Raw genomic sequence first — 24393 nt, 5'->3', positions numbered from 1 at the left:
TTATATCTCCGGATATTTTAATCTCAAAAATTATTTAAGTGCATCAATCAGTTTTTTGATGTTGTAATCGAACAAATCAAAATAATTATTGATCGATTTATCGGCACCGACCGAGGTCGCGAGTACAACAACTTTCGCACCGGTTTGGCGCGCAATCAATTCTGCTGATTCTGTTGTAAAATATGGTGATGTAATTATTACTTTAATATTTTGTTCTTTAATTTCATTTATGACTTTTGACAATTGACCCGGTGTTGGAGGAATCCCAGGTTTGGGTTCTAAAAAATCTACGATCCTCAGCCCGAATCTATCTTCGAAGTAAGGCCACTCATTGTGGTATGCAATTATTTTAGTCCCTTTGTATGGCATCATCAGTGCCGACCATTCTTTAATCTTTGAATCTGATTTATTTTTAAAAGCAACATAATTCGCTTCAAAATAATTACTATTGTCTGGAGATATTTTGATTAAAGCTTCGCAAATTGTTCGACCTATTTTTATTCCTCGGACAGGATCGAGCCAGTAGTGAGGATTGCCGTACATATGAATGTCGCCGGAAGAACGATTAGCGTCGTTAGGAATCTGAAGCAATGGAATATTCTTCGATGCGTCTACATATCCATTGCTACCTTTTTGAATTTTATTATTTCGTGAGCTGCTCAACAAAGAAGGTGACCAACCAGTTTCAAGATCAAGTCCGACGGTGACAAACATATCCGCTTTAGTAAGTTTAAGTATGTAACTCGGTTTCGGATCTACGAAGTGCGGATTTTGAAAACCGGTTGCAATGGAAAATGCTTCAACTTTGGTACCACCAATTTCTTCGACAATGCTTCTTAAATCGGGAAGAGTAGTTACAACCTTTATCTTATCCCCGGCGATCAGTTTAATGGAAAATACAATCAATAAAATGTTTAATGCATAAATTTTTAATTTCATATTTGGAGACTTTCAGATAAATTAATATTGGTGGGCAGCATGACTACCTATTACGAAGATCCAACGCATCCACAATTCAAACGAATTTGGCTGATAATTAGAGTCTCTACCACTTAATTGGAATTCAATTTTTTGAAATTCAGTCGCATACCATCCAACTGTTCCGGATATCGCCCGGTCAATCGTTGAGGAATAATCTGGTGTATTTGAATAATCAACGCGTCCTGTTAAGAACCATCTACGGGACAATTGATAAGTGATAAAAGAATAAAAACCAACAGACTTCGTGGAAATATCTTTAGATAATTTCTTCTTACAGAATAATATTTCTGTCTGCCATTGAAATGAATGATATGTATTGTACCGGAGTGGTTTCCATTTATATGTAAGGTCGAGGCCACCGATTGAGGTTGAATAATTATTCTTGTTTGGACCGTTAATGCCACTTAATCCCAATTCAAAAGTTGAATTATCACTTAAGTCCCAGAAGTTTTTAAGATGTACGAGCATCAGGTATTTGCTTGATGAGTTGTGATAGAAAGTTGGTGTTTCAATATTCCCGGACGTTAATTCGAAGGTCAACTCCTGATAAAAATCTAAAGGATTGGGTATAATCCAACTTGCTGATAAGCCGGCATCATTTAAACTTTCACCTAAATAATTTTCGTAGATGGCTGGCAAGTCAATAAATGGTAAAGCATGCGGATGAATGCTATTAATTTTTCCAAATGCCATTCTGAATTTTCCTGCCCGTAGTTGCAGCCCATAAGGTAAATCGAGTGTGGTTATATACGCCTCTTCGAGGTCTACCTCATATTTACCGGATTCAGTATTTTTGGCAAATGAAAGAAAAATATCTGCCTTTGCATACGGATCAACGAAAGAATTAAAAGTGAATTCAGCTTCGTTGAAGAAAAGATCAAATTTTCTCGAACCTGTATTTGAGTAATAAGATTCAAAATCTCCAATCACGCTGATGTTCGGATTGTTTGATATTGATGTACTTGCTTGATCTGAGCTATCCTGAGACATACAGAGGTACGGCAACATAAAAATAAATAAAACATTTAATCCGAACTTAATCATCGGATTACTCCTATCTAAATGTTAGTAATGAAAACAGCTATAATTAAGAAATAGTTCGAACCGGGTGAGTTGCGGGAGGGGCTCTTCCAGGATGGCCGCAAATTGTTGATTCGGATATATCATATTTTGTTATTCGAAACAAAATCGATTGTCTAAATAACAAATGTTGAATATTTATCTTATCAACTATATATGTTTTGTTTAAATTAAACGCCAAACACAACTGACAAGATTTTCCGACTGTTTTTAGATTGTTTATCGAGGAAGGAGTTGTCGTTCGTTCATTTGCAATTTTAGGTGAATGATGATGATAGATCGGCAGAAGGTGGAATGATACTACTAAAAACGGTATAAATAATATTAATATATATTTTTTATTTATACTTGAGATTCTCATAATGCGTTAAAAAATATATGGAATATGACTCGATTTTACAAATTGTCCTCTCTCTGTTGACTCTCATACCGCAAAGTGATATATTTTATCTAAACTAAGGAAAATTGGATGACATTTAAAGAAAAGATATCGGAAGATTTGAAAGTTGCAATGAAAACGGGAGACAAAATCAGGTTAGAAACACTTCGGACGATAAGGGCTGGTTTGCTGGAAAAAGAAGTGGAAAAACGACCAATAGGTGGTATGAATCCTGAAGATGAAGTGGCAGTGTTGATTGCCGCTTCAAAAAAAAGAAAAGAAGCAATCGATATTTACCGCCAGAACAATCGACCCGAGCTGGCTGAGCAAGAGGAAAAAGAATTATCGATTATCCAGGAGTATCTACCACAACAAGCCGGTGTGGAAGAAATAACTGCTTTTATCAAAAAAACAATTCAAGAAGTGGGAGCAGTATCTGCGAAAGATTTAGGGAAAGTGATGCCGATTGTTGTGAAAGAATTTAAAGGCAGAGCAGACGGAAAAATAATTCAAGAAATTGTTAAAAATAATCTACCAGAATAATCATGAATGTAACTGACATTTTGATCGTAATTGGAGTTCTTTTTTTTGTTGCACTTGGTGTACGTGATGGCTTTTTTAAAAAGCTTTACAGCATAATAGGTTTTATAGGCGGTTTAGTTGCCGCAACAAAATTTATGTCATCTCTCGCCGATATATTTGTCGAGTCGATCGGCATATCACGTGATGGGGCGTTGATATTAGCATTTTTCATCATCTTTGGAGGAATTATACTGCTGACAAATCTATTTTATCGTTGGTTCGGGCAAAGTAGCGGAGAATCAATTCATCTCTGGTCAAGAATCGCGGGTGGAATCCTCGGTGCAGCACAAGGACTTCTTGCTGTCAGTTTAGTATTAGTTATGCTCGCTTTCATGCAAATCCCTGAAGAAGAGGCAAAAAGAGAATCACTGTTTTATGAAGATGTTTATCCTTTAGCACCCACAATATTTGATTATACTACCAGATGGATGCCTGACTCGAAAAGATTTTTCGATGAGCTTAAAGGAAAAATCGAATCAGAGACAATAAAATAAAAAACTCGAATGCACGAATATCTTCAATCGTTTGAGAAATTAGAATTTGAAAAAATAATCAAACATCTTCAACGATATTCAACTTCAGATTTGGGCAGGGAGCATTTCCATAAACTTCGGCCATTATCCGATTTGACTGAAATTCGGCAAAAACTTTCGTATGTAACTGAATTCAAAAAAATATTAGAGACCGAAGATCCATTACCTCTGGATTCAATTCCCGACACGCGTGTTGCAATTCAAAGATGTTCGATTGAAAATTTCTTTCTCTCTGCAAGCGATCTCAAGAATATAAGACTGAACCTAACCCTTTCAAAAAAATGCAAAGAATATTTTTCGCTAAGAGGGCAATCGTATCCTCTGATATATTCGTTAGTTAGCACATTATATGTCGATAAAATTCTTGAATATAACATCGATAGGGCAGTGGATGAAGATGGGCACATTAAAGATTCAGCGACAAAAGAATTAGCCGCCATACGTAGGCAAATCATACAGAAAAAAGCACACCTTCATTCCAATCTCGAATCGTTATTGAAGCAAATTTCAGAAAAAGATTGGATTCAGGATGAGATAGTAACAACGCGCGATGGCAGGATGGTTATCCCTGTTAAGGCGGAGCATAAAAATCGGGTACCCGGCTTTATTCATACGGCATCGGCAAGCGGTGCTACCGTATTTATCGAACCTGCACAAACACTTGAATTAAATAATGAAATCAGAACGTTGATTCTTGAAGAAGAACGTGAAATTGAAAAAATATTGAAAGATTTGACAAAACAAATCACTGAGGTTCAACAAAATCTATTACAAAATATAAACGTTTTGGGTGAAATCGATTTTATCCAGGCAAAAGCGAAATATTCGATTGCTGTTATGGGAAGTGAGCCGATCGTTAAACCTGCGGGTCGATATAAATTAGATCAGGCATACCATCCGCTTCTTCTTCAGAAGCATGCTAGAAAAGAAATTCAACCTCTAAACATTGATATACCCGATGAATGCTACACTGTTTTGATTACAGGGCCAAACGCAGGCGGCAAAAGCGTGGCAATGAAAACCGTTGGCATTTTATCTCTCCTTGTTCAATCCGGATGTCATATTCCTGCGTCTCCTGAAAGTGAGATAAGGATTTTCAATAAAATATTTGTTGATATGGGTGATGAACAATCGATAGAAGACGATTTAAGTAGTTTTAGTTCTCATCTAAAAAACCTTAAGGAGATATTAACTGAATCTGATGATGAAAGTTTGGTTTTGATTGATGAAATTGGATCCGGGACTGACCCTGTAGAAGGATCATCAATTGCAGCCGCGTTATTAGAAAAATTAACCGAGCGAATGTCATTGAATATTATAACCACCCACCATGGTGCTTTGAAGGCACACGCATTCGAAACAAAAGGTATGCAAAATGCGGCTATGGAATTCGACCAAGGAACTTTAAAGCCGACCTATAAATTCCGCCTCGGTGTTCCCGGAAGTAGTTTTGCCATCGAGAGGGCTGAAAGAATGAATATGCCTTCCGATGTTATCACAAAAGCACGGATTTTAAAAGGTTCCGATGCAAATAAGTTAGAAAATTTGATCATCGATTTGGAGCGTCAATCACAAGAGCTTCAAATAAAACTTGAGAAAGTGAATTCAGAAAAAAGTAAACTTGATATCTTAAATTCAAATTATCAAAATAAGATAACTTCTTTAGAAAAAGAAATTAAAGTTATAAAAGCTCGTGCTTTGGATGAGGCGAAAAATATACTTCGCGATGCTAACAGATTGATTGAAAATTCTGTTCGCGAGATACGTGAAACATCAGCTAACCGGTTAATAGTACGGAAAGCCAAGGAAGAGATAAAAAAAGCCAAAGAAAATATTACAGATATTTTGCAAAATGTAAATCCTTCTGCAACCTATCCAGATCTTAAGCCGGGTGATCAGGTTCATCTTAAGGAAGGGAAGAGCATCGGCGAGATAGTTTCAAAATTTGATGATGATTATTACATAATTCAAGCAGGCGATTTAAGATTAAAAATTCATCGAAAGGAATTAGAAATATCTCATACAAGAAATGAACGAAAGGTTTTCTCAAATGCTCCGAATTTGGAACAAAAAAATCTCAAGAGAGAAATCGATCTTCGGGGCATGTATGCTGATGAAGCTATACCTGCAGTCGATAAATTCATTGATGATGCGATATTAACCGGACTGAATCGTATAGATATAATACATGGCAAAGGAACCGGGGCTTTAAGAAAGAAAATAACAGAGCACCTTAAAAATAAGTCTGCGATAAAATCGTTTAGATTAGGTGAATGGAATGAAGGTGGAACAGGTGTTACAGTTGTGGAGTTAGAGTAGTGATAGAATGATTAAAAGATCAATAAAAAAAATATTAATTTCGAACAGAGGTGAAATTGCGGTTCGAATAATCAAGAGTTGTTCCGAGATGGGTATCAAAACAGTCTCAATATACTCTGATGTCGACGTATATGCGATCCATGCCAGGTTAGCAGACGAATCATACTGTGTAGGTCCTGCTCCTGCTCGTGATAGTTATTTAAATCAAGATAAAATAATCGAAATCGCGAAATTATCGGGTTGTGACGCGATTCATCCCGGTTATGGTTTCTTATCTGAAAATTCTTCTTTTGCTCACAAAGTTACTGAAAACAATTTAAAATTTATTGGTCCTTCAGCTGCTGCAATGAAGTTGATGGGGGATAAAACTTCGGCTCGTTCTTTCGCAATAAAGATTGGTGTACAGATCGTCCCTGGAACGACTGATCCAATTGATGATATCAGTAGAGCCATAAGAGTAGCTGATGAAATAGGTTATCCTATATTAATTAAAGCAGCAGGTGGCGGCGGCGGTAAAGGGATGAGAATAATTAAAAATGCAAATGAACTTGAAGCAGGATTAAAGGCAAGCAAATCTGAGGCATTATCGGCATTCAGTGATGGAAGAGTGTTTATTGAGAAATATATAGAAAATCCACGGCACATTGAAGTTCAGGTCTTAGCTGATGCTTATGGAAATGTTGTTCATTTCGGTGAACGTGAGTGTTCCATACAAAGAAGACATCAAAAAATAATTGAAGAATCGCCTTCAACTTATATCAATGAAACAATTAGAACCGAATTGACTCAAGCAGCTGTTTCACTCGTAAAAGAAGCAGGGTATACCAATGCAGGTACTGTCGAATTTATTTTTGATCAAAATAAAAAGTTCTATTTTCTGGAAATGAATACTCGGCTGCAGGTTGAACACCCGATCACAGAAATGAGGATCGGTTATGATCTTGTTAAGGAGCAGATAAAAATATCTGAAGGAAATCGCTTAGATTTTTCTCAGAAAGACGTAAAATTTGATGGACATTCAATGGAATGTCGTATTTATGCTGAAGATCCGTATAATAATTTTTTTCCATCCACAGGGAAAATAATTCATCTGCAAGTGCCATCCGGTTTAGGAATCAGGGATGATAGGGGAGTGGAAGAAAGAAGTGAAATATCACCCTATTACGATCCGCTAATTTCCAAATTAATTACATTTGGAAAAACGAGGGAAGAGACGCGCAGTCGTATGTCGGCTGCTTTAAAGCAGTATCACCTGATAGGACTTAGAAATAATATAAACTTCTGTTCATGGATCACCAGTCATCCAAAATTTATTTCAGGAGAATATGATACAGGATTCATAGAGAAATATTTTTCGGTTGAAGAGCTTGACAAACCTTCTGAGGAATTAGTAAATGTCGCTATCATTGCAGCGATTGGCAGAATACAAAATCCGAGTCAGAATGAAATAGAAAAAGGCGCAGTTAATTCTTTTTCTAATTGGAAAAATAAGAAGATAGATGGTTTTAATTGACATGAAATATATGATTTAATTGAATTATGGAACAATATAAAATTACTATTGGAGAAAAAATTTATAATGTAATTAATGATGCAGAAAAAATCATTATCAATGGCAAAGAATGCAATTTTACGGAAACTGAAACAAAAAATGGTATGATTGATATCCATTTGGGAAAATCCCAACATCGAGTCTATACTTCATTCAAGAATAATAATTCCGATGCTGAAGTTTGGGTAGGTAATCATATTATTCCACTCAAAATTGAAGATAGCAGAGGAATGTTATTGAATCGTTTCCAAAAGAAATCCACAGATTTGCGAGGTGAGGTGATCATCAATGCTCCAATGCCCGGTTTGGTAAAAAAAATTGAGATTAATAAAGGTGAGCTCGTAAAGCGGGACCAAGGATTAGTAATTTTGGAGGCGATGAAAATGGAGAATGAAATAAAATCACCGATTAACGGCAAAATTAAAGAAATTAAAATTGAAAATAACAATTCAGTCGAAAAAGATCAGATATTAATAATTATCGATGCAATCTAAAAGTAAAAAAATGAATATACAAGAACCTGAAGTAACTGTTGAACTTGCAATAAAGCACGGTCTTACAAAAGAAGAATATGAAGAGATTCTTAAGATACTTAATCGAACACCCACTTACACAGAACTCGGCATCTATAGCGTTATGTGGAGCGAACATTGTAGTTACAAGAACTCTATTCAGGAAATTAAAAAATTACCCCGAACAGGCGAACGCTTACTTGTTGAAGCTGGTGAAGAAAATGCCGGACTTATTGATATTGGGGATGGTTTGGCAGTCGCATTTAAAATTGAAAGTCATAACCATCCTTCAGCGGTTGAACCATATCAAGGTGCTGCAACTGGTGTTGGCGGAATAATGAGAGACATATTCACGATGGGAGCAAGACCGATCGCTGCGCTCAACTCACTCAGATTCGGAAATCCATCTCACCCAAGAACAAAATATTTAATGAAGAGAATTGTCCAGGGTATTGGCGATTATGGAAATAGTTTTGGTGTGCCAACAGTAGCTGGGGATGTTTATTTCGATGATTGTTATAATGAAAATCCGATTGTGAATGCGATGTCTGTCGGAATTGTAAAACATTCATTGATTGCCAAGAGTGCCGCAAAAGGTGTTGGTAATTTAGTTATGATTGTTGGTTCTTCAACAGGTCGAGATGGTATACATGGTGCAACGTTTGCGTCAGAAGAAATATCGGAAGAGTCAGATAGTAAAAGGCCATCTGTCCAAGTTGGAGATCCATTTACCGAGAAATTATTACTTGAGGCAACACTTGAAGCTATAAAAGAAAATGTTATTGTCGGTATACAAGATATGGGCGCTGCCGGAATAACATGTTCGACATCAGAGATGAGTGCTCGAGGAGGAACAGGCATGAAGATTAATTTAGACGATGTGCCTGTTAGGGAAAAAGCGATGAGCGGTTATGAAATTATGCTATCGGAATCTCAAGAGCGTATGTTAATGGTCGTTAAACCAAAAGATGAAATAAAAGTAAAAGAAATTTTCCAAAAATGGGATCTGCAATGCGAAACCATTGGCGAGGTGACAAATAATGGCAATGTAGAGATTTATCATCATGGAAATAAAATTGCAGAAGTCTCGGCATTTAGTTTAGTACTTGGCGGCGGTGCTCCCGTTTATACAAGAGAAGCAACAAAGCCAAAGTATATCGATGAATGTAGAGATTTTGACATCAACGCTTTACCCGAACCATCGAATTATAATCAGGTAATTTTAAAGATGATCGGTTCGCTTAATCTTTGTTCTCGCGGGTGGATATCGAAACAATATGATGCGATGGTAAGAACAAATACGATATCATATGGCGGTGATTCTGCTGTAGTTCGAATTAAAAGTACAATTAAAGCATTAGCAATGAAAACAGATTGCAACGCAAGATATATATATTTAAATCCTTATTTAGGTGCAGAAATAGCTGTCGCCGAATGTGCTCGAAATCTGGTTTGTAGCGGTGCAAAACCTCTTGCAATTACAAATTGTCTAAATTTTGGAAATCCTTACAAACCTGAGATCTACTGGCAATTCAAAGAAGTGATTCGAGGCATTGGAGATGCTTGTAGATTTTTAGGTACTCCTGTTACTGGTGGAAATGTTAGTTTTTACAATGAAAATCCTACCGGTGCTATATATCCAACACCTGTTATAGGAATGATCGGAGAAATTGAAGATTATTCAAAGACAATCTCGCAGGCGTTCAAAAATCCGGAAGATCTGATTATTCTTCTCGGTGAGAATAAATCTGAAGTTGGTGGTTCTGAATATTTGAATCATTGTTACGGTCTGGTTAAAGGTGAAATACCACGACACGATTTAGATAGCGAAAAAAGATTACATAATTTAATTCTTAATCTGAACCAGGAAGGATTACTTAATTCCGCTCATGATGTTAGTGATGGCGGCATGCTTATCGCAATTTGTGAATCTATTATTCATGCAAATAAAAATTCTGAAGTTAACCTTGGTGCCGAGATTCATGTAAAAACAGGTGACAGGTTAGATTATTATCTTTTTAGTGAATCTCAATCGATGGTGGTGGTAAGTTGTAGTCCGGATAAATTAAATAAATTAAAATCTCAGGCAGAATTTTTTTCTATTCAGTTTAATCTGCTCGGAAAGGTAACACGTAATAAAAAATTAATTGTTAATGATATTATTAATATCGAAATTCAGCAGATAGGAGATCTACATGAAAAGAGGATGGAAGAATTGTTTATTGAATAATATAAGAAAACCGTAATTATACTTTACATAACATATATTATCCGTATTATATATTAATCGTAATTACCCCTGAATAGACAATTTTTGCTGATCCGGTTAAAATGATATTTGCAAACTTATCTTCCTTCATTTCGAAATTCACTGTTAAAATTTCATTACTTTTAGTATGAACATCGATAGGTGGTTTAATATTATTTTTCAATGAATAGACGATAGCAGCTGCTATAGACCCAGTCCCACAGGCAAATGTTTCTGCTTCAACACCTCTTTCATACGTTCTTATGGATAATGATTTATCCTGATTTATCATAACAAAATTAACATTCGCTCCACTTGGCGTGAAAGTTTTATGGTTTCTGATCTGTTTTCCCAGCATTAAAATGTCTATATCAAAATAATTTTCAAAAATTACCACATGTGGAGCCCCTGTATCAATGAAATTATACAAAATAGGTGATGGTTCAATATCAATCAATGACTGATTGAGTTTAATAGAATGTGGATCCTTCATCCGCAATAATACTTTATCATTTAATAAGTTAGCATTATAGATGTGATTCAATGCTTCAAAAGTAATTTCAGATTTTTGTAGTAGGTTCATACCAAACAATGCAGAACATCTGCCTCCATTACCACACATTCCACCGTAACTTCCATCAGCGTTGAAATAGTTCATTTGAAAATCAGCATGTGTGCTCTTTTCTATTACCAACAATCCATCCGCACCGATTCCATAACGACGATCTGTAAGTTTTGTAGATAATGATACCCAGTCAAGATTATATCTACTTTCACGATTGTCGACCAAAACAAAATCATTTCCTGCTCCGGTCATTTTGACAAAATCAATACTAATTTTAGGCATTTGATTAAATAATATACTGAAGAGATTATAAAAAAAAATGCCGTCATTATTTTTAGACAGCATTGTGGAGATGCGGGGAATTGAACCCCGGTCCGAAGAGAAAACCACCAGAACATTTACATCAATAGTCCGCTCTGTACAGGTTTGCCTACAAATTCCGGAGCGAACTCAGTCATTGCAAGCTATCTCAGTAAAATTTCACTTGATGACCCTGAGAATGTCTTCAAGCTATCCCAATTTAAGCGACACCCTATTATGACTCATTGGGCATAATCACATAGGATGGGTTGCTTTAATTAAGCAGCCAGTGCGTAGTTGTAATCTGCACTTATTGTTTTCCGCTTTATTTACGTGCTACGCGGAGAGCACGAGATGCCGTTCTAACCATTCTCATCCCCGTCGAATCCATGTCATCCCCTATTTCAAATATACTATTTTGATTTCCCCAAATCAAGTTAAGATTATTTTATCGATCTTCCGCCGTCTATAGGTATTACTTGGCCTGTGATATATTCAGATTTAGTTGATAAATAGGTTACCATATCCGTTATATCTTTAATATTTCCGTACTTTTGCAATAATATCTTTTTCTTAGGCATTTTAAATTCATTATTTTTGTCACTTTCACGTATTGCAATAAATCCCGGGGCAATTGTATTTACTTGTACGTATGGCGCAAGTTCTTTCGCTAATAGGCGAGTTAACATGATAACACCTGCCTTTGATATACTATACGAAAAATAATTTGTCCAACCGATTAAGCCACCAACAGATGAGATGTTGATTATCTTCCCTCCTTTTTGCTTAAGCATAATTGGTGCAACTGCCTGCGCGCAAAGGAAACTTCCTTTTAAATTAATGTCGATTGTATTATCCCAAATCTCTTGAGACGTTTTCAATAAGGAACTTTCAGTAAAAATACCAGAATTATTTACCAAGAGATCAATTCGACCAAATTTTTTAATTGTTGAATTCACTAACCGATTAACATCCGTCTTTTTGGAAATATCGGCTTTTAAGGGAAATGCTTCCGTACCTCTCTCTTTTATCAGGTTGACTGTTTCTAAAGCACCAGAAAGAGATTTATTATAATTTACGACAACATTAAATCCATTCTCTGCGAGAGCAATCGCAATTGCTCGCCCCAACCGTTTACCGCCACCGGTGACAATTGCAACTTTATTATTTTGCATAAAATATGTTTCCTAAATATTTAAAATTAATTATTGTAAAAATAAATTAATTCATTAAAACGCGATTAAAAGAGGTAAGATAACAAATGTGTGCGCCCATCAGGACTCGAACCTGAAACCCGCTGATTAAGAGTCAGCTGCTCTACCAATTGAGCCATGGGCGCCCAATGATCCTGAAATTTATTTTTTATTTTGTTCCTGAGACGCTGCTTGCTGGCTGCTAGGTGGTAATGCACGCGGGGCTGCAGTTTGAGTTCCCCCTTGCTGAATCACACTGCTGCCTGTTGCTTGTTTACCAGGTAGGAAAAAGATATTAATTACCAAACTTAGTAATATAAAGACTGTCGCTAAAATAGTTGTGGCTCTGCTAAGAAAATCAGCTGTCCGGCGAACACCGAACACTGTTCCCATTGAGGCGCCACCAAACGAACCGGCTAATCCGCCGCCTTTGCTCGATTGCATTAAAACAGCTGCCATTAAGACCACACTTACAAGAATTTCGAGAGTTACCAATATTCCGAACATAATATTCCTTGAATTTTTGAGATTTTAAAACTTTATAAGATAACGATTTTTAGGCAGAATTTCAAGCTTCTATTTTATGATTTCGAGGTAAAAGCTGTGCACTTTTTTGTTGAGGTCATACCCGCGGATATCATCTCCGTGAATATCATAGTTACCCGAGAATCCCAACCAATTCCAATCGGTTAAAATTGCTTCTTTCTCTTCTTCTTTAAGCGTTGAAAAATTATTAATTGTATTCCTGTAATCGGGATGATGATTATATTTTGTAGGATCAACAATCGCAAAAATATGTCTATTCAATATCATTTCCTGCAATCGTTCACCCGTTTGCTGATTTTCTTTTCGAAGAATTACATTCCCTTGATGAAACATCACACTTTTCGATTTGATGAATTCTCCTTCGTCAGTTACAGTAATTGTCGAATTCCGAAGTATCAAAGAAGCTTTTAATAAAAATTCACACACGAGGTATGCGTTAAACTCATTGCAGGCAACACGCGTAAATCCGCTCGCTAGCGATTTATCGATGTAACCACCTTTTTGTGTGATAACCAGCCCCTCTGCTTCAAGAGCTTGAATTGTTTCATTTTCTGTTAAACCGTTTTGTCGAAGTATTTTTTTTCGCTCGTGTATGATTTTATCAAGCGATTCATAATCGATTATGCTTGAATCAATGTTTGGGAAAACTGCGAACATTCTAAATCCCAATCTTCCTGCAGTCCAGATAAATTCGGAATTATACCAATGTTGTAATTTCAGGACATCATCCCATTCCTGATTGCTTATCTTATTCGACGGTTCATCAACAATTTTGTAAAATATCTTCCGAGCCATACCTCTAGTACCCAGATCTTTTTAAAGATTCTAATGTTAAGGTATTATCCGAAGAAGAGATCTTCGAGTTCATAATTTGTGCAACGTATTTTCCTATTATATCAAATTCAAGATTCACTCTCGTACCAACTTTGTACGATTTCATAATTGTATTTGCAAGAGTATGCGGAATAATTGAGACAGATAACGTATTATTTTTTACCTCTGCGATTGTGAGACTTATTCCGTCAATCGCTATTGATCCTACTTTAACCACAAAGTGTTTATAATCTGACTGATATTTTACCTGATAAATTGTACTGTTAGTTCGTTTTTCAATATTAATTATTTCGCCAACTGTGTCAACATGCCCCAATACTATATGTCCACCAAATCTTCCATCGGTTTTTAGTGGCAATTCGATATTAACCTGATATCCTTTTTTCATTTGACTGAAATTGGTTTTTTTGAGTGTTTCTTCTACAGCTTCGACAATAAACGTTGATTTCGACTTTTTGATAACGGTTTGACAAACTCCATTAACCGCGACACTGTCGCCTAATTTTATCTCCTTGTTTGATAACGGAGCATCTACTTCGATAAGTAAGCCTCTCCCCTTTTTCGCAATCGATTTAATATTTCCTATTTCTTCAATTATTCCAGTAAACATAATATTATTTTATTAAAAATATCCTTCGAATACAATATTATCTTCGAGCATGAAACTATTTATATTTTTCAGTACAATACTTTTATTTATATTCCTGTTATTCAAATTAAAAGAAGCGATTCCTGAACCAAGAATTTTCGGAGCGATAAACATGAGCAATTTGTCTGTACTTCTCTCTTCAATAAACCTACTAAATGTTTGTTCACCGCCTTCTACGAGGATTGATGATATACCCATCTTACCAAGAAACCGAAGAAGGTTGGTTGTTGATATTTGTCCTTTGGTGTTTCCGGTTAATTCAATAACATTTACACCCTTCATTCTTAAATCTTTTACTTTCTTGACATTAGTCTTCGCTGTTTGTTTCGTAATCACAAGAATTGTCTTCGATTTATTGTCATTAAAAACCTTTGCGCTCACTAAACAGTTCAAATTACCGTCAATAATAATTCTAATCGGATTATTTTTACTCTTGCTGTGGGTCGTGAGTTCCGGATTATCTTTAATCACCGTCGTGGCACCCACAAGTATAGCATCATAATGCGAGCGAAGTTTATGCACCAGGTCTCTCGATGTTTTATTGGATATCCAGCGGGAACAATAATTGGTGTCTGCAATTTTTCCATCAAGTGTTTGTGCAATTTTCAAAGTAACAAACGGGAGATGAGTTGTTATATATTTCTCGAACACTTCATTAAGTTTCCGACATTCATTGCCAAGAATGCCTGTTCGAACTTCTATTCCCGCTTGTCTTAATTGTTTAACACCTTTACCGGTAACACGCGGATTCGGATCTAACGAGCCGATTACGACTTTTTTAATTCCTTTTTTTATAAGGAGATCTGTGCACGGGGGGGTTTTCCCAAAATAATTACACGGTTCAAGATTGACATAAATGGTTGAACCTTTTACTGATTCTGTAGAGTTCGCGATCGCGTTTACTTCTGCATGAGGTCCGCCGAAATTATGATGATAACCTTTCCCGATTATTCTACCTTTTTTGACAATAACCGCACCAACCATCGGGTTGGGATTTACATCTCCAATCCCTTTATGCGCAAGTGATAAACACTCCAACATAAAGTGCTCATCCTTTTGTTTTTGTAAATTATTCATCGGAAACAGTCAACTTCAATTTACTTTTAATTGGTGCAGTAATGTAATCGGTTGCTTTCCCATTTTTAACAACAAGCTCCAATAAGCCACTGCTGCCAACTATTTGGAAAGGTGTTCGCATTGGTGCATCGGAGTATGAAGCATATTTTTTATGAATTATCTTTTTACCAATACTCAGATGTAATCTTTTGTGTTTATTTTCTTTTATCAAATAGTTCGTGATTATATTTCCGAAATAATCGATATGAATGACTGAACCTTTATAAACATCATTGAAAGAGGTATCGACCTCGATAAACTGTTCAGCATGAAATAAAGGTGTTGTTCTTGGTCCTAATTTTGAAGGAGATAATCCATTCGCAAGATGGGCGGCTATTGGGGCAAATATATCACGCCCATGGAATGTTGTACTTACATGCGGTAGAAAATAGTCCTGATTTTTTACCGCGATAATTTTAGGACGATGCACGGAATCTAAAACATACTTCAACAATCCGTTATCGGGTGCAATGAATCGGTAATCCTGAGTCTCAACGCAAATAATGTTTCTGTTGGAACCTACACCCGGGTCAACTACGCATATGAATGTTGTGTGTTTAGGGAAATATCTGAAAGATGTCCAAAGTATGTATGCCGCTTCATCTATATTCTGTGGTTCGATCGAGTGAGAAATATCGATTATCTTCGTATTCGGCGCGATAGAAAGAATAACACCGTGCATCGAGGCAACATAAGCGTCCATTGTACCAAAATCGGTTAACAGCGCAATAACCGATGACCTTTTCACTTGAGCTTTATCTCCTTTCCCTTTTGAGCAGATTGATAGATTGCATCAACAACTTTCATGCGTTGAACTGCTTCATCACCATCCGAGATTATTGTGTGCAAACCTCTCGCAGCCCCTACGAAATGTTTCAATTCGTTCTCGTAACTTTTTTTCAACAAATTGAGAGGTGAATCAACTTTGACAGGTGTAAGGTTAACAAGATTGCCATGCATCTGTTTATAAATCCGAAGCGGGTTAATCATCGCGCTTCCTTCAGATCCGTATAAATTACAATAAAAATAATCTTCCGCGCAATGAAAAGACCAACTTGATTCCATCACGAGTGTAACGCCGTATTTCACTTCCAGCGTAACTATCGCAGAATCTTCAACACTCTTAGTTTTGTGCATATACATTTTCGCATTAACCCGCTGAACAGGAGGGAAACCTAACAGCCAAAGGATAAGATCGAGCATTACGATTCCTAAATCGAGAAGTACTCCCCCGCCTGCTTTATCTTTTTGAGTAATCCATTTGTTATCAGGAGAAATTCTTTTTAGCCAACCCGCTTTGACATAAAATATCTTACCTATTTCACCTTTTTCAACAAAACTTTTTAAGATCATTGTATCGGGACGAAACCGGTTATTCATACCAACCATCAATTTGCGTTTGTGCTCCTTAACCGCTTCAGCTATTTGAACAGCTTCAAGGTAACGCCGCGCGATAGGTTTTTCTACAAAAACATCTTTACCCGCTTGAAGTGAAGATAAAGTTATAGGTAGATGTGTATCGGTGCTTGTGCAAATATCAACAGCATCCATTTCTTCCTTTGCTAACATCTGCTGATAATCTATGTAAATGCGGGAGATGTTGAACCGATCGGCAATAATTTTCGCGCGTGATTTATCTTTATCGCAAATTGCCACAATCTCAACATCATCCATTTTGGTGAGCATTGGAAGATGAAATATCTGGGATACCCATCCGAGTCCGATAACTCCGAGTCTTAATTTATTTTGTGTTTCTGCCGGCGTCATATCTCATCCCCTGAGTATAAATGATTATGATAATTATTTTTTTAAGAAATCTTTCACGGTATCAACGATTCCCGCAACATCGAGTTTAAGAATTTTATGGATTTCCGGAATCGTTCCTTGCTCAACAAACGCATCGGGTATACCATGACTTTTTACTTTGATATCGGTTGTACCGAGCTTCGAGATCGATTCAAGTACCGCACTGGAAAGTCCGCCGATAACTGAATGATCTTCGACGATGATAATATTTTTATATCTTCTGCAAATATCCGATATCATTTCATCATCGAGTGGTTTTACAAATCGCATATTAACAACTTCTAAATCAATACCACACTCCGATAATAATACGGCCGCCTGAATTGAAGGATAAACCATATTTCCGATAGCCAAAATTGCAGCATCTTTCCCTTGCCGAACCTTTTCTGCTTTTCCAATATTTAGTGTGACTAATGGCTGTTTAAGTGATAACCCTACTCCTGTACCTCTGGGATATCTGATCGATATTGGTCCTTTCTCATAAGTTATCGCGGTATATAACATATGACGTAATTCGACTTCATCCTTCGGTGACATTATGACCATATCAGGAATCGATCTCAGGTATGCAAAATCGAGAACACCATGATGAGTGGGACCATCGGCACCAACAACTCCTCCTCTGTCAAGAACAAATACCACATGCAATTTTTGCAGTGCGACATCATGAACAATTTGATCAAACGCTCTCTGTAAGAATGTGGAATATATTCCTACAACAGGTATATATCCTTGAGTCGCAAGTCCGGCTGCGAAAGTAACCGCGTGCTGTTCTGCGATTCCAACATCAAAAAATCGATCGGGAAATTCTTTTTGAATTTTATCCAAACCCGTTCCATCAGGCATTGCAGCGGTTATTCCGACTACCTTCTGATTTTCTTTTGCTATTTCTACCAAAGCATTACCGAAAACATCTGTGTAACTTGGAGGAGTTCCTGTTTTTTTAGATGAAACACCTGTAACTTTATCGAACGGTGTAACGCCATGAAGTGCTTGTTCGTCTTCCTCAGCCGGTCTGTATCCTTTTCCTTTTTTTGTTACAGTGTGAATTAAAATAGGTCCTGGAAGATTTTTTATTTCCTTAAATATTTTAATTAACTGCGGAATGTTATGTCCGTTGATTGGTCCGAAATAACGAAAGCCCAATGCTTCAAATAAAATACCCGGTGTGATAACTACTTTAATTCCTTCTTCAACCCGTGAAGCAATTTTGCGTATCCTGTCTCCCAGAGAATCAAGTTTGCCTGTAATATCCCAAACGTTCGCTTTGAATTTGTTGTATGAAGGATTTGCTATAAGTTCCGTAAAGTAGTTAGAGAACGCCCACTTGTTTTGTGAGATAGACATATTATTATCGTTCAGGATGACGATAATATTTCGCTTCTGAATGCCGGCATTATTCATTGCCTCGTATGCCATGCCACCAGTCATCGCGCCGTCGCCGATTATAGCAACTACAGAATAATTATCCTTCGCTAGATCGCGTGCTGTCGCCATTCCAAGCGCCGCAGATATAGCAGTGCTTGCGTGTCCGGCGCCAAAAGTATCATACTCGCTTTCCGACCTTTTCAAAAAACCACTGATACCGCCGAGTTGGCGGATCGTCTCAAATTGATCACGCCTACCGGTTAAAATTTTATGCGGATACGCCTGATGCCCCACATCGAATACCAATTTATCATGAGGCGTGTTGAAGACATAATGAAGTGTGACTGCGAGTTCAACTGCTCCAAGTCCTGCTCCTAAATGTCCGCCTGTTTTAGAAATTTTATCTATTATGAAATCGCGTAACTCCTGGCAAACAAATTTCAGGTCAGATTGCTGAATCTTTCTGAGGTCAGCTGGTGAGTTTATTGCAGAGAGATATTTATACATTAATTTACTGATTATTCTTGATTTGTACCGAACAACTCAAAATTGCCTTCGATATCTTTACTCAACTTTTTCAATTTAATCTCAGATACGTGCAATTTATCGATACACTGTTTTGATAAATTAACACCTTCCTCGTATAGTTTCATTGATTGCTCAAGTGGGACACTTCCGCTTTCAAGTGATTCAACAATTTCTTCGAGTCGATGCATCATCGATTCGAATGTGCCGCTTATATCTTTATGTTTTTTCATACAGAACCTATTTAAGAAACGGCCGCCGATTTCTCGCCGTCATGAAATTTTACTCTGATATCATCGCCCGATTTAAGTTTCTTCGCCCGACTAATTATATCATTGGAACGATAAATAATCGAATAACCTCTTTCAAGAACCGAATCAGGATTGAGCGATTTAAGTCGCTTATCCAATGATCTGGTTTGCTCATGGAGTATATTTATTTTGTAGTTTATCGTCTGATCAAGCTGCCTGTCGAGTTCGTCTATTCTTTGAGCGTTTTGTTTGATTAAATCTTTTGGCCTGTTGAACGAATAACTTGCAATCAGTGAGACGATTTTCTCTTTTCTGGATTTGATTGTGTTTTCCAAATCCTGTTCCATAGTATAGCAAAAGTTACGTATATTTTCAAAAATATCAAGCTTATCCTTCACAACAAGTTCTGCTGCTGCAGATGGAGTTGGCGCTCTCAGATCGGCAACAAAATCAGCAATTGTGAAATCAATTTCATGTCCCACTGCGCTTACGATCGGTACCTTAGAATTATAAATTGCTCTCGCAACTATTTCTTCGTTGAAAGCCCATAAATCTTCGAGGGATCCGCCTCCTCGTCCAATAATTAAAACATCTATCTCTCCGAATTTATTAAAATCTTTTATCGCGGATGCGATCTCATGAGACGCGCCTTCACCCTGAACTTTTACAGGATTTAGAATAACTTCCAGCGATGGAAACCGGCGATTGAGGATGTTTAGCATATCCTGTAGCGCTGCCCCGGTCGGTGAAGTAATAATTCCGATTCGTTCGGGATATTCAGGCAAAGGTTTTTTATGTTCCGAATCAAATAGACCTTCACCTGCAAGTTTTTGCTTCAGCTTTTCGAATGCGATTTGCAGTTCACCAATACCGCGCGGCTGCAATTGAAAAACGTCTATCTGATACTTCCCTTGCGGTTCGTATAAAGTAATCTTACCGTTGGCAATTACCTTCATTCCATCTTGCGGTGTAAAGAAGAGATTCCCCGCTCTACCTCGCCACATTACAGCCGAGATCTGAGCTCCTTCATCTTTCAAAGTGAAATAAAGATGCCCGGATGAATGTCTCTTGAAATTAGATATTTCACCTTCAACCGAAACATTACCGAAAGATGTTTCTAAAACACCTTTGATACGCTTGGTCAGTTCGCTAACAGTAAATGTGTTTTGGTTTGACATAGAATATTTGCAATATATTCAAACGATATTTGAGAAACAAACAGATTGTTTTCCAGTTAAGCATTCAATATATTTAAGAGCAAACACTAATACCTAAATAAGAATCTCTAAATATTTTGGTAATTCTGATTGCTCAAATATGATTAAGATGAATTTTTAATTTTTAAAATAATTGAAATGAGGATAAGATGAAATTAGATTTAATCGCTATCGGCGCGCATCCGGATGACGTTGAACTTGCTTGCGGAGGAACTGTTGCAAAATGCGTTAAACTTGGATACAAAGTTGGGATCATCGATTTAACCGATGGCGAACTTGGAACGCGCGGAAATAAGAAAATTAGAAGTTTAGAAGCTAAAGAAGCGGCGAAAATATTAGGTGTGAAAGTACGTGAAAATCTTCACATTCCCGACGGTGATGTTGAAGTGAATAAGAAAAACAGATTGAAGGTAATTGAAATCTACCGCAAGTACCAGCCAGAGATTATACTGATTCCGCATTGGCAAGAACGGCATCCAGATCATGTGCACGCTCATTATCTCTGCCGCGAAGCCCAGTTCTATTCCGGTTTAAGGAAGATTGATGTTAAAACTTACGGAAAGAAACTACCTGCCTGGCGACCACATAAATATTTTCATTATCAACAAAAGTATGAATTTACACCTTCATTCATCATAGATATCACCGATGTTTACGATATCAGGGTCAACGCGGTGAAAGCTCATAAATCCCAATTCTACAATCCAAACTCAAGTGATCCTGAAACATTTCTCAGTCAGAAATCATTTCTCGATTTTATGGAAACACGGATGAAATATTACGGTCAGCAAATCGGGGTTAAGTATGGAGAGCCGTTTTTCTCAGTTGAACCGATCGGAGTTAACGATCTATTCTCTTTACAGCTTTTTAAAGGATAATCATTGTTCTTTTTTTACTTCATCCGAGTCTTTAGTTTTTGGCTGTGACGGATGAATTCGATCGTAATATTGCGGGTAAAGTTTTTGCATACAGTCAGGACAAATACCATGGCTGAATTGGACTGTTGCCCGATGCTCGATGAATGATTCCAATTGATTCCAGTAACCGGAATCATCTCTGATTTTTTTACATGAGGCACAAATCGGTAACAAACCACTGAGAGCTTGCACTTCTTTCATTGCCTGCTGAAGTTCTGTGATAAGGCGCTCACGCTCTTTCTCAACTGATTTTCGTTCAGTTATATCTTCTACCATTCCTTCGTAATAAATTATTTTTCCATCTTCCGCTTTGATAGCTATTGCATTTTCACTTACATTTATGGTAGAACCATCAGGACGTCTCCATATTGATTCAAATTTTTGTATTAATCCCTTATCTTCAATGATCTCTTTGAATATTTCACGTCTCTTGGGATCTTCGTACCCTATCTTATCCATTTCTATTGATGTCAGCTCTTTGAACGATGAACATCCCATCATAGCTATCAGCGCGCGATTTGCTCCGAGTATTTTACCATCGGGAGTGGTTCTGTAAATTCCAACCGGTACATTATCATATAGATTTCTAAATCGCCGTTCACTTTCTGTCAATTCTAATTCTGATTGTTTATGAGCAATCACTCTTCCTACCTGATCGGATACATACTCCAGCATCCTTAATTCCTGTTCACCGTATGCTTTTGCGTCTGAGTAATGTTGAACAACCATAACACCAATGGTTTTTCCTTCGACTATAAGCGGAACACCCAGCCATATCGGTGCCGGCACACCTATAAGGATGGCTTCACCATCTCTGTCCAGTTTCTCAGTCATAATCTCATCGCACAAAAGCGATTTACCGGTGCGTAAAACGTACTCTGTCAGTCCTCTTCCCCGTTTGCGGGGTAATTCGGGAGTATCTACTTCGTCCACGAAATATGGAAAACTTATCAAATCAGTTTTGTCATCGTACAGAGAAATGTAAAAATTATTCGCTGGCATTACATCGCTTATAACATGATGAACAGATTTGAATAAACCCGGTAAATCGGCGACCTGTTCGGCTGCTGTGGATATTTTAAATAATGCCTCGTTAAGTTTTTGCGCCCTTTTTTGCTCCGCGATATCGGCGACGATCGCGACTGAGCCAATAATATTATTATCAACATCGATTAACGGTGAACCGCTTACGCTCGTCCAGATCTTTTCTCCGGTTCGATGAATCATCTGTGTTTCGTAACGGTCAGCAACTCCTTTTATGCGCATCGCAGTTTTCGTCGTTATCTTGTCCCAATCTTCCGCCGTGAAGAACATCCTGGCATTTTTGCCGATTAATTCGTCTTGAGTGTAACCTAGCAAATTACAAAACTGCATATTCACAAATTCGATCTGCTCATTCAAATCGGTCTGTAAAAGCCCTTCTCCCATCTCGGCTAATAATGTTTTATATCTTTGTTCACTCTGTTTTCTTTTTTCTTCGGCAATCGATTTTTCTCTATCAATCCGGTCTAATAACCGGGCGTTAGCCCAAATGACATAAACTAGAATAAAAGTACCCGCAAGTCCAAATATCGCCACCATTTCTTCGAAGTCGATTATCTTACCATAATATGCTTCTAAAAGAAGCCAACCTAAAGTTGCAGGGATTAACATGGCTCCCAAAAGCAATCGACGTAGTGTTATTCCGCCAAGTGATTTGCTCACCACAATTCTCACTATTCCTTCATCAGGTCTTGAGGAGAGTAATCCGATGACGAGCACAATGAATGTGACCGACCCGTGAAGCGCCATTTGATTATAGACCATCCCGTAAATATGCTCGGTTTTAAAAATGTAACCGGATAAATCGATTGCCGAGATAATCCCGGGTATCAATGCCAAAGTCTGAAATATGTATTTGGAGAAATTATTTTTATTTATCAGCAAAATGAACAAACTGATAGAGAAGAAATTTAAGGCAACAGTCCATGGCATTCGTCCCGGGACAAGAGTTGCTTTAGCATCAACACCTTCTGTGAATAATAATTGATCTATTCCAAAATCTATTGAAGAAATGTATTCAAGAATGGTTGCGATTGAAATAAATAAAACGACCGATGATAGTGTTGCCGCGATTGTTCTGATTGCGGAATATCTCTTGTTTAAATTTGTGGTTACGAGCAAAAATGCCAACCCGACAAAAAGGAATGAAACAGCCGCATTCGCCTTCATCGCAATATATTCCTGGGAAATACTCCTCAAGACTGTTATATCAAATTTCCAACCGATTAATACCAAAATTCCAACTAATATAGAAAATAACGAAGCTATTATCGGTATCTTCTTAATCGTCCCAACATATGTACGATTGAATTTTGTCATTTTTTACAATGTACCATCTAAAAAAGAATAATCAAAATTGGTGAAAACCTTCGATTACAGCAACACAAGATAACTTAAATGGCTGCGACCAGTTCACTGGTTCTAAAGGTTTATTAGGTATTGGGGGTTTGTTTCTGTACATTATACAGTATGAAATTCTTAACATCAATAGAAAGTAGTGAATTATGGATGGATTAGGAAACGTTCGGATAAAAGGGATATCGGGAAAAGAATATAAATTCAGAGCTTACCCTTTAGAAACAAAGTTCAGCAACTTTGGCGCTGTTTATTTCATCACGAGTAGGAATCATCAAATGAACGGTAAGATATCTCACAGCAGAATTTATTGTGGGATGGCAAGTGATATGTCGCTTAAAATTGAAAACTCATCTTCGTTCAAAGATTACGATGCTAACTGCATCTGCATCCTTCCGCAGGATGATACAGAACTCCGTGCCGCAATTGAAAACGACATTCATAAGAATTATACTTTGCTATGTAATCTTTGATACTATTTTCTTTACCTAATAATGCTTTGAAGGAGTTCTTCTTCTGAACT

At 37.2% G+C, this 24393-nt stretch carries 22 protein-coding genes, 1 tRNA gene and 1 other RNA gene; 8 read left to right on the top strand and 16 right to left on the bottom strand.

The window, feature by feature from the left end; translation table 11 throughout:
* Positions 1 to 30 precede the first annotated feature (30 nt).
* Together HZB59_06140 and HZB59_06135 are read right to left on the bottom strand one after the other, a co-directional pair.
* Positions 31 to 939, bottom strand: a complete 909-nt coding sequence (locus tag HZB59_06140; protein ID MBI5020997.1) for a zinc ABC transporter substrate-binding protein — start codon at positions 937 to 939, stop codon at positions 31 to 33.
* A 21-nt stretch (positions 940 to 960) separates the two neighbouring features.
* A complete protein-coding gene (locus HZB59_06135; protein ID MBI5020996.1) occupies positions 961 to 2025 on the bottom strand; it encodes a hypothetical protein in 1065 nt (354 codons plus the stop codon).
* 505 nt (positions 2026 to 2530) lie between these two features.
* Here HZB59_06135 and HZB59_06130 point away from each other — a divergent pair.
* From HZB59_06130 to purL, 6 genes are read left to right on the top strand one after another with little or no spacing between them, the layout of a single operon-like run.
* Positions 2531 to 2983: a GatB/YqeY domain-containing protein gene (locus HZB59_06130; protein ID MBI5020995.1), complete on the top strand. Its 453-nt coding sequence runs from the start codon at positions 2531 to 2533 to the stop codon at positions 2981 to 2983.
* Positions 2984 to 2985: 2 nt separating this feature from the next.
* Complete coding sequence (locus HZB59_06125; GenBank protein MBI5020994.1) at positions 2986 to 3516, top strand: CvpA family protein; 531 nt, start codon at positions 2986 to 2988, stop codon at positions 3514 to 3516.
* 9 nt (positions 3517 to 3525) lie between these two features.
* Positions 3526 to 5874, top strand: coding sequence for an endonuclease MutS2 (locus HZB59_06120; GenBank protein ID MBI5020993.1), 2349 nt, complete (start codon positions 3526 to 3528; stop codon positions 5872 to 5874).
* Between the two features lie 7 nt (positions 5875 to 5881).
* Positions 5882 to 7387, top strand: a complete 1506-nt coding sequence (locus tag HZB59_06115) for an acetyl-CoA carboxylase biotin carboxylase subunit (protein MBI5020992.1) — start codon at positions 5882 to 5884, stop codon at positions 7385 to 7387.
* Between the two features lie 26 nt (positions 7388 to 7413).
* On the top strand, positions 7414 to 7920 hold the full coding sequence (locus HZB59_06110) for an acetyl-CoA carboxylase biotin carboxyl carrier protein subunit (GenBank protein MBI5020991.1): 507 nt from the start codon (positions 7414 to 7416) through the stop codon (positions 7918 to 7920).
* A gap of 10 nt (positions 7921 to 7930) precedes the next feature.
* A complete protein-coding gene (gene purL, locus HZB59_06105; protein MBI5020990.1) occupies positions 7931 to 10168 on the top strand; it encodes a phosphoribosylformylglycinamidine synthase subunit PurL in 2238 nt (745 codons plus the stop codon).
* 46 nt (positions 10169 to 10214) lie between these two features.
* Here the strand turns inward: purL and HZB59_06100 are convergent, their stop codons facing one another.
* The 13 genes from HZB59_06100 to HZB59_06040 all read right to left on the bottom strand — a co-directional run bounded on the left by HZB59_06100 (position 10215) and on the right by HZB59_06040 (position 20517).
* Positions 10215 to 11033 carry a diaminopimelate epimerase gene (locus tag HZB59_06100; protein ID MBI5020989.1) on the bottom strand — a complete coding sequence of 273 codons (819 nt, stop codon included), beginning with the start codon at positions 11031 to 11033 and terminating at the stop codon, positions 10215 to 10217.
* Between the two features lie 62 nt (positions 11034 to 11095).
* Positions 11096 to 11451, bottom strand: a transfer-messenger RNA (tmRNA) gene (gene ssrA, locus HZB59_06095).
* A 43-nt stretch (positions 11452 to 11494) separates the two neighbouring features.
* The gene (locus HZB59_06090) at positions 11495 to 12226 is read right to left on the bottom strand and encodes an SDR family oxidoreductase (protein MBI5020988.1); all 732 of its coding nucleotides are present in this window, start codon (positions 12224 to 12226) and stop codon (positions 11495 to 11497) included.
* Between the two features lie 91 nt (positions 12227 to 12317).
* Positions 12318 to 12390 (bottom strand) — tRNA-Lys (locus HZB59_06085).
* Between the two features lie 16 nt (positions 12391 to 12406).
* Positions 12407 to 12751: a preprotein translocase subunit SecG gene (gene secG / locus HZB59_06080; protein MBI5020987.1), complete on the bottom strand. Its 345-nt coding sequence runs from the start codon at positions 12749 to 12751 to the stop codon at positions 12407 to 12409.
* Between the two features lie 69 nt (positions 12752 to 12820).
* Positions 12821 to 13585: a hypothetical protein gene (locus tag HZB59_06075; protein ID MBI5020986.1), complete on the bottom strand. Its 765-nt coding sequence runs from the start codon at positions 13583 to 13585 to the stop codon at positions 12821 to 12823.
* Between the two features lie 4 nt (positions 13586 to 13589).
* Entirely contained in the window at positions 13590 to 14234 is a 645-nt protein-coding gene (locus tag HZB59_06070; protein MBI5020985.1) for a riboflavin synthase, read from the bottom strand.
* Between the two features lie 12 nt (positions 14235 to 14246).
* Complete coding sequence (gene ribD, locus HZB59_06065; protein ID MBI5020984.1) at positions 14247 to 15350, bottom strand: bifunctional diaminohydroxyphosphoribosylaminopyrimidine deaminase/5-amino-6-(5-phosphoribosylamino)uracil reductase RibD; 1104 nt, start codon at positions 15348 to 15350, stop codon at positions 14247 to 14249.
* Positions 15343 to 16137: an SAM-dependent chlorinase/fluorinase gene (locus tag HZB59_06060; GenBank protein ID MBI5020983.1), complete on the bottom strand. Its 795-nt coding sequence runs from the start codon at positions 16135 to 16137 to the stop codon at positions 15343 to 15345. Before HZB59_06060 ends, ribD begins: the two co-directional genes overlap by 8 nt.
* Positions 16134 to 17156: a Gfo/Idh/MocA family oxidoreductase gene (locus tag HZB59_06055; GenBank protein ID MBI5020982.1), complete on the bottom strand. Its 1023-nt coding sequence runs from the start codon at positions 17154 to 17156 to the stop codon at positions 16134 to 16136. Before HZB59_06055 ends, HZB59_06060 begins: the two co-directional genes overlap by 4 nt.
* A 33-nt stretch (positions 17157 to 17189) precedes the next feature.
* Positions 17190 to 19070, bottom strand: a complete 1881-nt coding sequence (locus tag HZB59_06050; GenBank protein MBI5020981.1) for a 1-deoxy-D-xylulose-5-phosphate synthase — start codon at positions 19068 to 19070, stop codon at positions 17190 to 17192.
* A gap of 11 nt (positions 19071 to 19081) precedes the next feature.
* Complete coding sequence (gene xseB / locus HZB59_06045; protein ID MBI5020980.1) at positions 19082 to 19321, bottom strand: exodeoxyribonuclease VII small subunit; 240 nt, start codon at positions 19319 to 19321, stop codon at positions 19082 to 19084.
* An 11-nt stretch (positions 19322 to 19332) separates the two neighbouring features.
* Positions 19333 to 20517, bottom strand: a complete 1185-nt coding sequence (locus HZB59_06040; protein ID MBI5020979.1) for an exodeoxyribonuclease VII large subunit — start codon at positions 20515 to 20517, stop codon at positions 19333 to 19335.
* A 188-nt stretch (positions 20518 to 20705) separates the two neighbouring features.
* Here HZB59_06040 and bshB1 point away from each other — a divergent pair, with 188 nt between their 5' ends.
* Positions 20706 to 21434, top strand: coding sequence for a bacillithiol biosynthesis deacetylase BshB1 (gene bshB1, locus HZB59_06035; GenBank protein ID MBI5020978.1), 729 nt, complete (start codon positions 20706 to 20708; stop codon positions 21432 to 21434).
* Here the strand turns inward: bshB1 and HZB59_06030 are convergent, their stop codons facing one another.
* Positions 21435 to 23834: a PAS domain S-box protein gene (locus HZB59_06030; GenBank protein ID MBI5020977.1), complete on the bottom strand. Its 2400-nt coding sequence runs from the start codon at positions 23832 to 23834 to the stop codon at positions 21435 to 21437.
* A gap of 185 nt (positions 23835 to 24019) precedes the next feature.
* Between HZB59_06030 and HZB59_06025 the strand changes: the two genes are divergently transcribed.
* Positions 24020 to 24343, top strand: coding sequence for a hypothetical protein (locus tag HZB59_06025; GenBank protein MBI5020976.1), 324 nt, complete (start codon positions 24020 to 24022; stop codon positions 24341 to 24343).
* Positions 24344 to 24393 lie beyond the last annotated feature (50 nt).

The organism is Ignavibacteriales bacterium (assembly GCA_016214905.1).
Taxonomy (GTDB): domain Bacteria; phylum Bacteroidota; class Ignavibacteria; order UBA10030; family SZUA-254; genus PNNN01.
Note: the sequence above shows the minus strand (reverse complement) of the source record. Positions and strands in the feature narration are given on the sequence as shown.

What these genes read in the sequence shown, in the direction of transcription:
- HZB59_06125 (MBI5020994.1), top strand. Translation starts at nt 2,986, where the DNA reads ATGAATGTAACTGACATTTTGATCGTAATTGGAGTTCTTTTTTTTGTT.
- purL (MBI5020990.1), top strand. Translation starts at nt 7,931, where the DNA reads ATGAATATACAAGAACCTGAAGTAACTGTTGAACTTGCAATAAAGCAC.
- HZB59_06055 (MBI5020982.1), bottom strand. Translation starts at nt 17,156, where the DNA reads ATGACGCCGGCAGAAACACAAAATAAATTAAGACTCGGAGTTATCGGA.
- secG (MBI5020987.1), bottom strand. Translation starts at nt 12,751, where the DNA reads ATGTTCGGAATATTGGTAACTCTCGAAATTCTTGTAAGTGTGGTCTTA.
- HZB59_06140 (MBI5020997.1), bottom strand. Translation starts at nt 939, where the DNA reads ATGAAATTAAAAATTTATGCATTAAACATTTTATTGATTGTATTTTCC.
- xseB (MBI5020980.1), bottom strand. Translation starts at nt 19,321, where the DNA reads ATGAAAAAACATAAAGATATAAGCGGCACATTCGAATCGATGATGCAT.
- HZB59_06135 (MBI5020996.1), bottom strand. Translation starts at nt 2,025, where the DNA reads ATGATTAAGTTCGGATTAAATGTTTTATTTATTTTTATGTTGCCGTAC.
- ribD (MBI5020984.1), bottom strand. Translation starts at nt 15,350, where the DNA reads ATGAATAATTTACAAAAACAAAAGGATGAGCACTTTATGTTGGAGTGT.
- HZB59_06075 (MBI5020986.1), bottom strand. Translation starts at nt 13,585, where the DNA reads ATGGCTCGGAAGATATTTTACAAAATTGTTGATGAACCGTCGAATAAG.
- HZB59_06110 (MBI5020991.1), top strand. Translation starts at nt 7,414, where the DNA reads ATGGAACAATATAAAATTACTATTGGAGAAAAAATTTATAATGTAATT.
- HZB59_06025 (MBI5020976.1), top strand. Translation starts at nt 24,020, where the DNA reads ATGGATGGATTAGGAAACGTTCGGATAAAAGGGATATCGGGAAAAGAA.
- HZB59_06040 (MBI5020979.1), bottom strand. Translation starts at nt 20,517, where the DNA reads ATGTCAAACCAAAACACATTTACTGTTAGCGAACTGACCAAGCGTATC.
- HZB59_06050 (MBI5020981.1), bottom strand. Translation starts at nt 19,070, where the DNA reads ATGTATAAATATCTCTCTGCAATAAACTCACCAGCTGACCTCAGAAAG.
- HZB59_06115 (MBI5020992.1), top strand. Translation starts at nt 5,882, where the DNA reads ATGATTAAAAGATCAATAAAAAAAATATTAATTTCGAACAGAGGTGAA.
- HZB59_06120 (MBI5020993.1), top strand. Translation starts at nt 3,526, where the DNA reads ATGCACGAATATCTTCAATCGTTTGAGAAATTAGAATTTGAAAAAATA.
- HZB59_06100 (MBI5020989.1), bottom strand. Translation starts at nt 11,033, where the DNA reads ATGCCTAAAATTAGTATTGATTTTGTCAAAATGACCGGAGCAGGAAAT.
- HZB59_06070 (MBI5020985.1), bottom strand. Translation starts at nt 14,234, where the DNA reads ATGTTTACTGGAATAATTGAAGAAATAGGAAATATTAAATCGATTGCG.
- bshB1 (MBI5020978.1), top strand. Translation starts at nt 20,706, where the DNA reads ATGAAATTAGATTTAATCGCTATCGGCGCGCATCCGGATGACGTTGAA.
- HZB59_06130 (MBI5020995.1), top strand. Translation starts at nt 2,531, where the DNA reads ATGACATTTAAAGAAAAGATATCGGAAGATTTGAAAGTTGCAATGAAA.
- HZB59_06030 (MBI5020977.1), bottom strand. Translation starts at nt 23,834, where the DNA reads ATGACAAAATTCAATCGTACATATGTTGGGACGATTAAGAAGATACCG.
- HZB59_06090 (MBI5020988.1), bottom strand. Translation starts at nt 12,226, where the DNA reads ATGCAAAATAATAAAGTTGCAATTGTCACCGGTGGCGGTAAACGGTTG.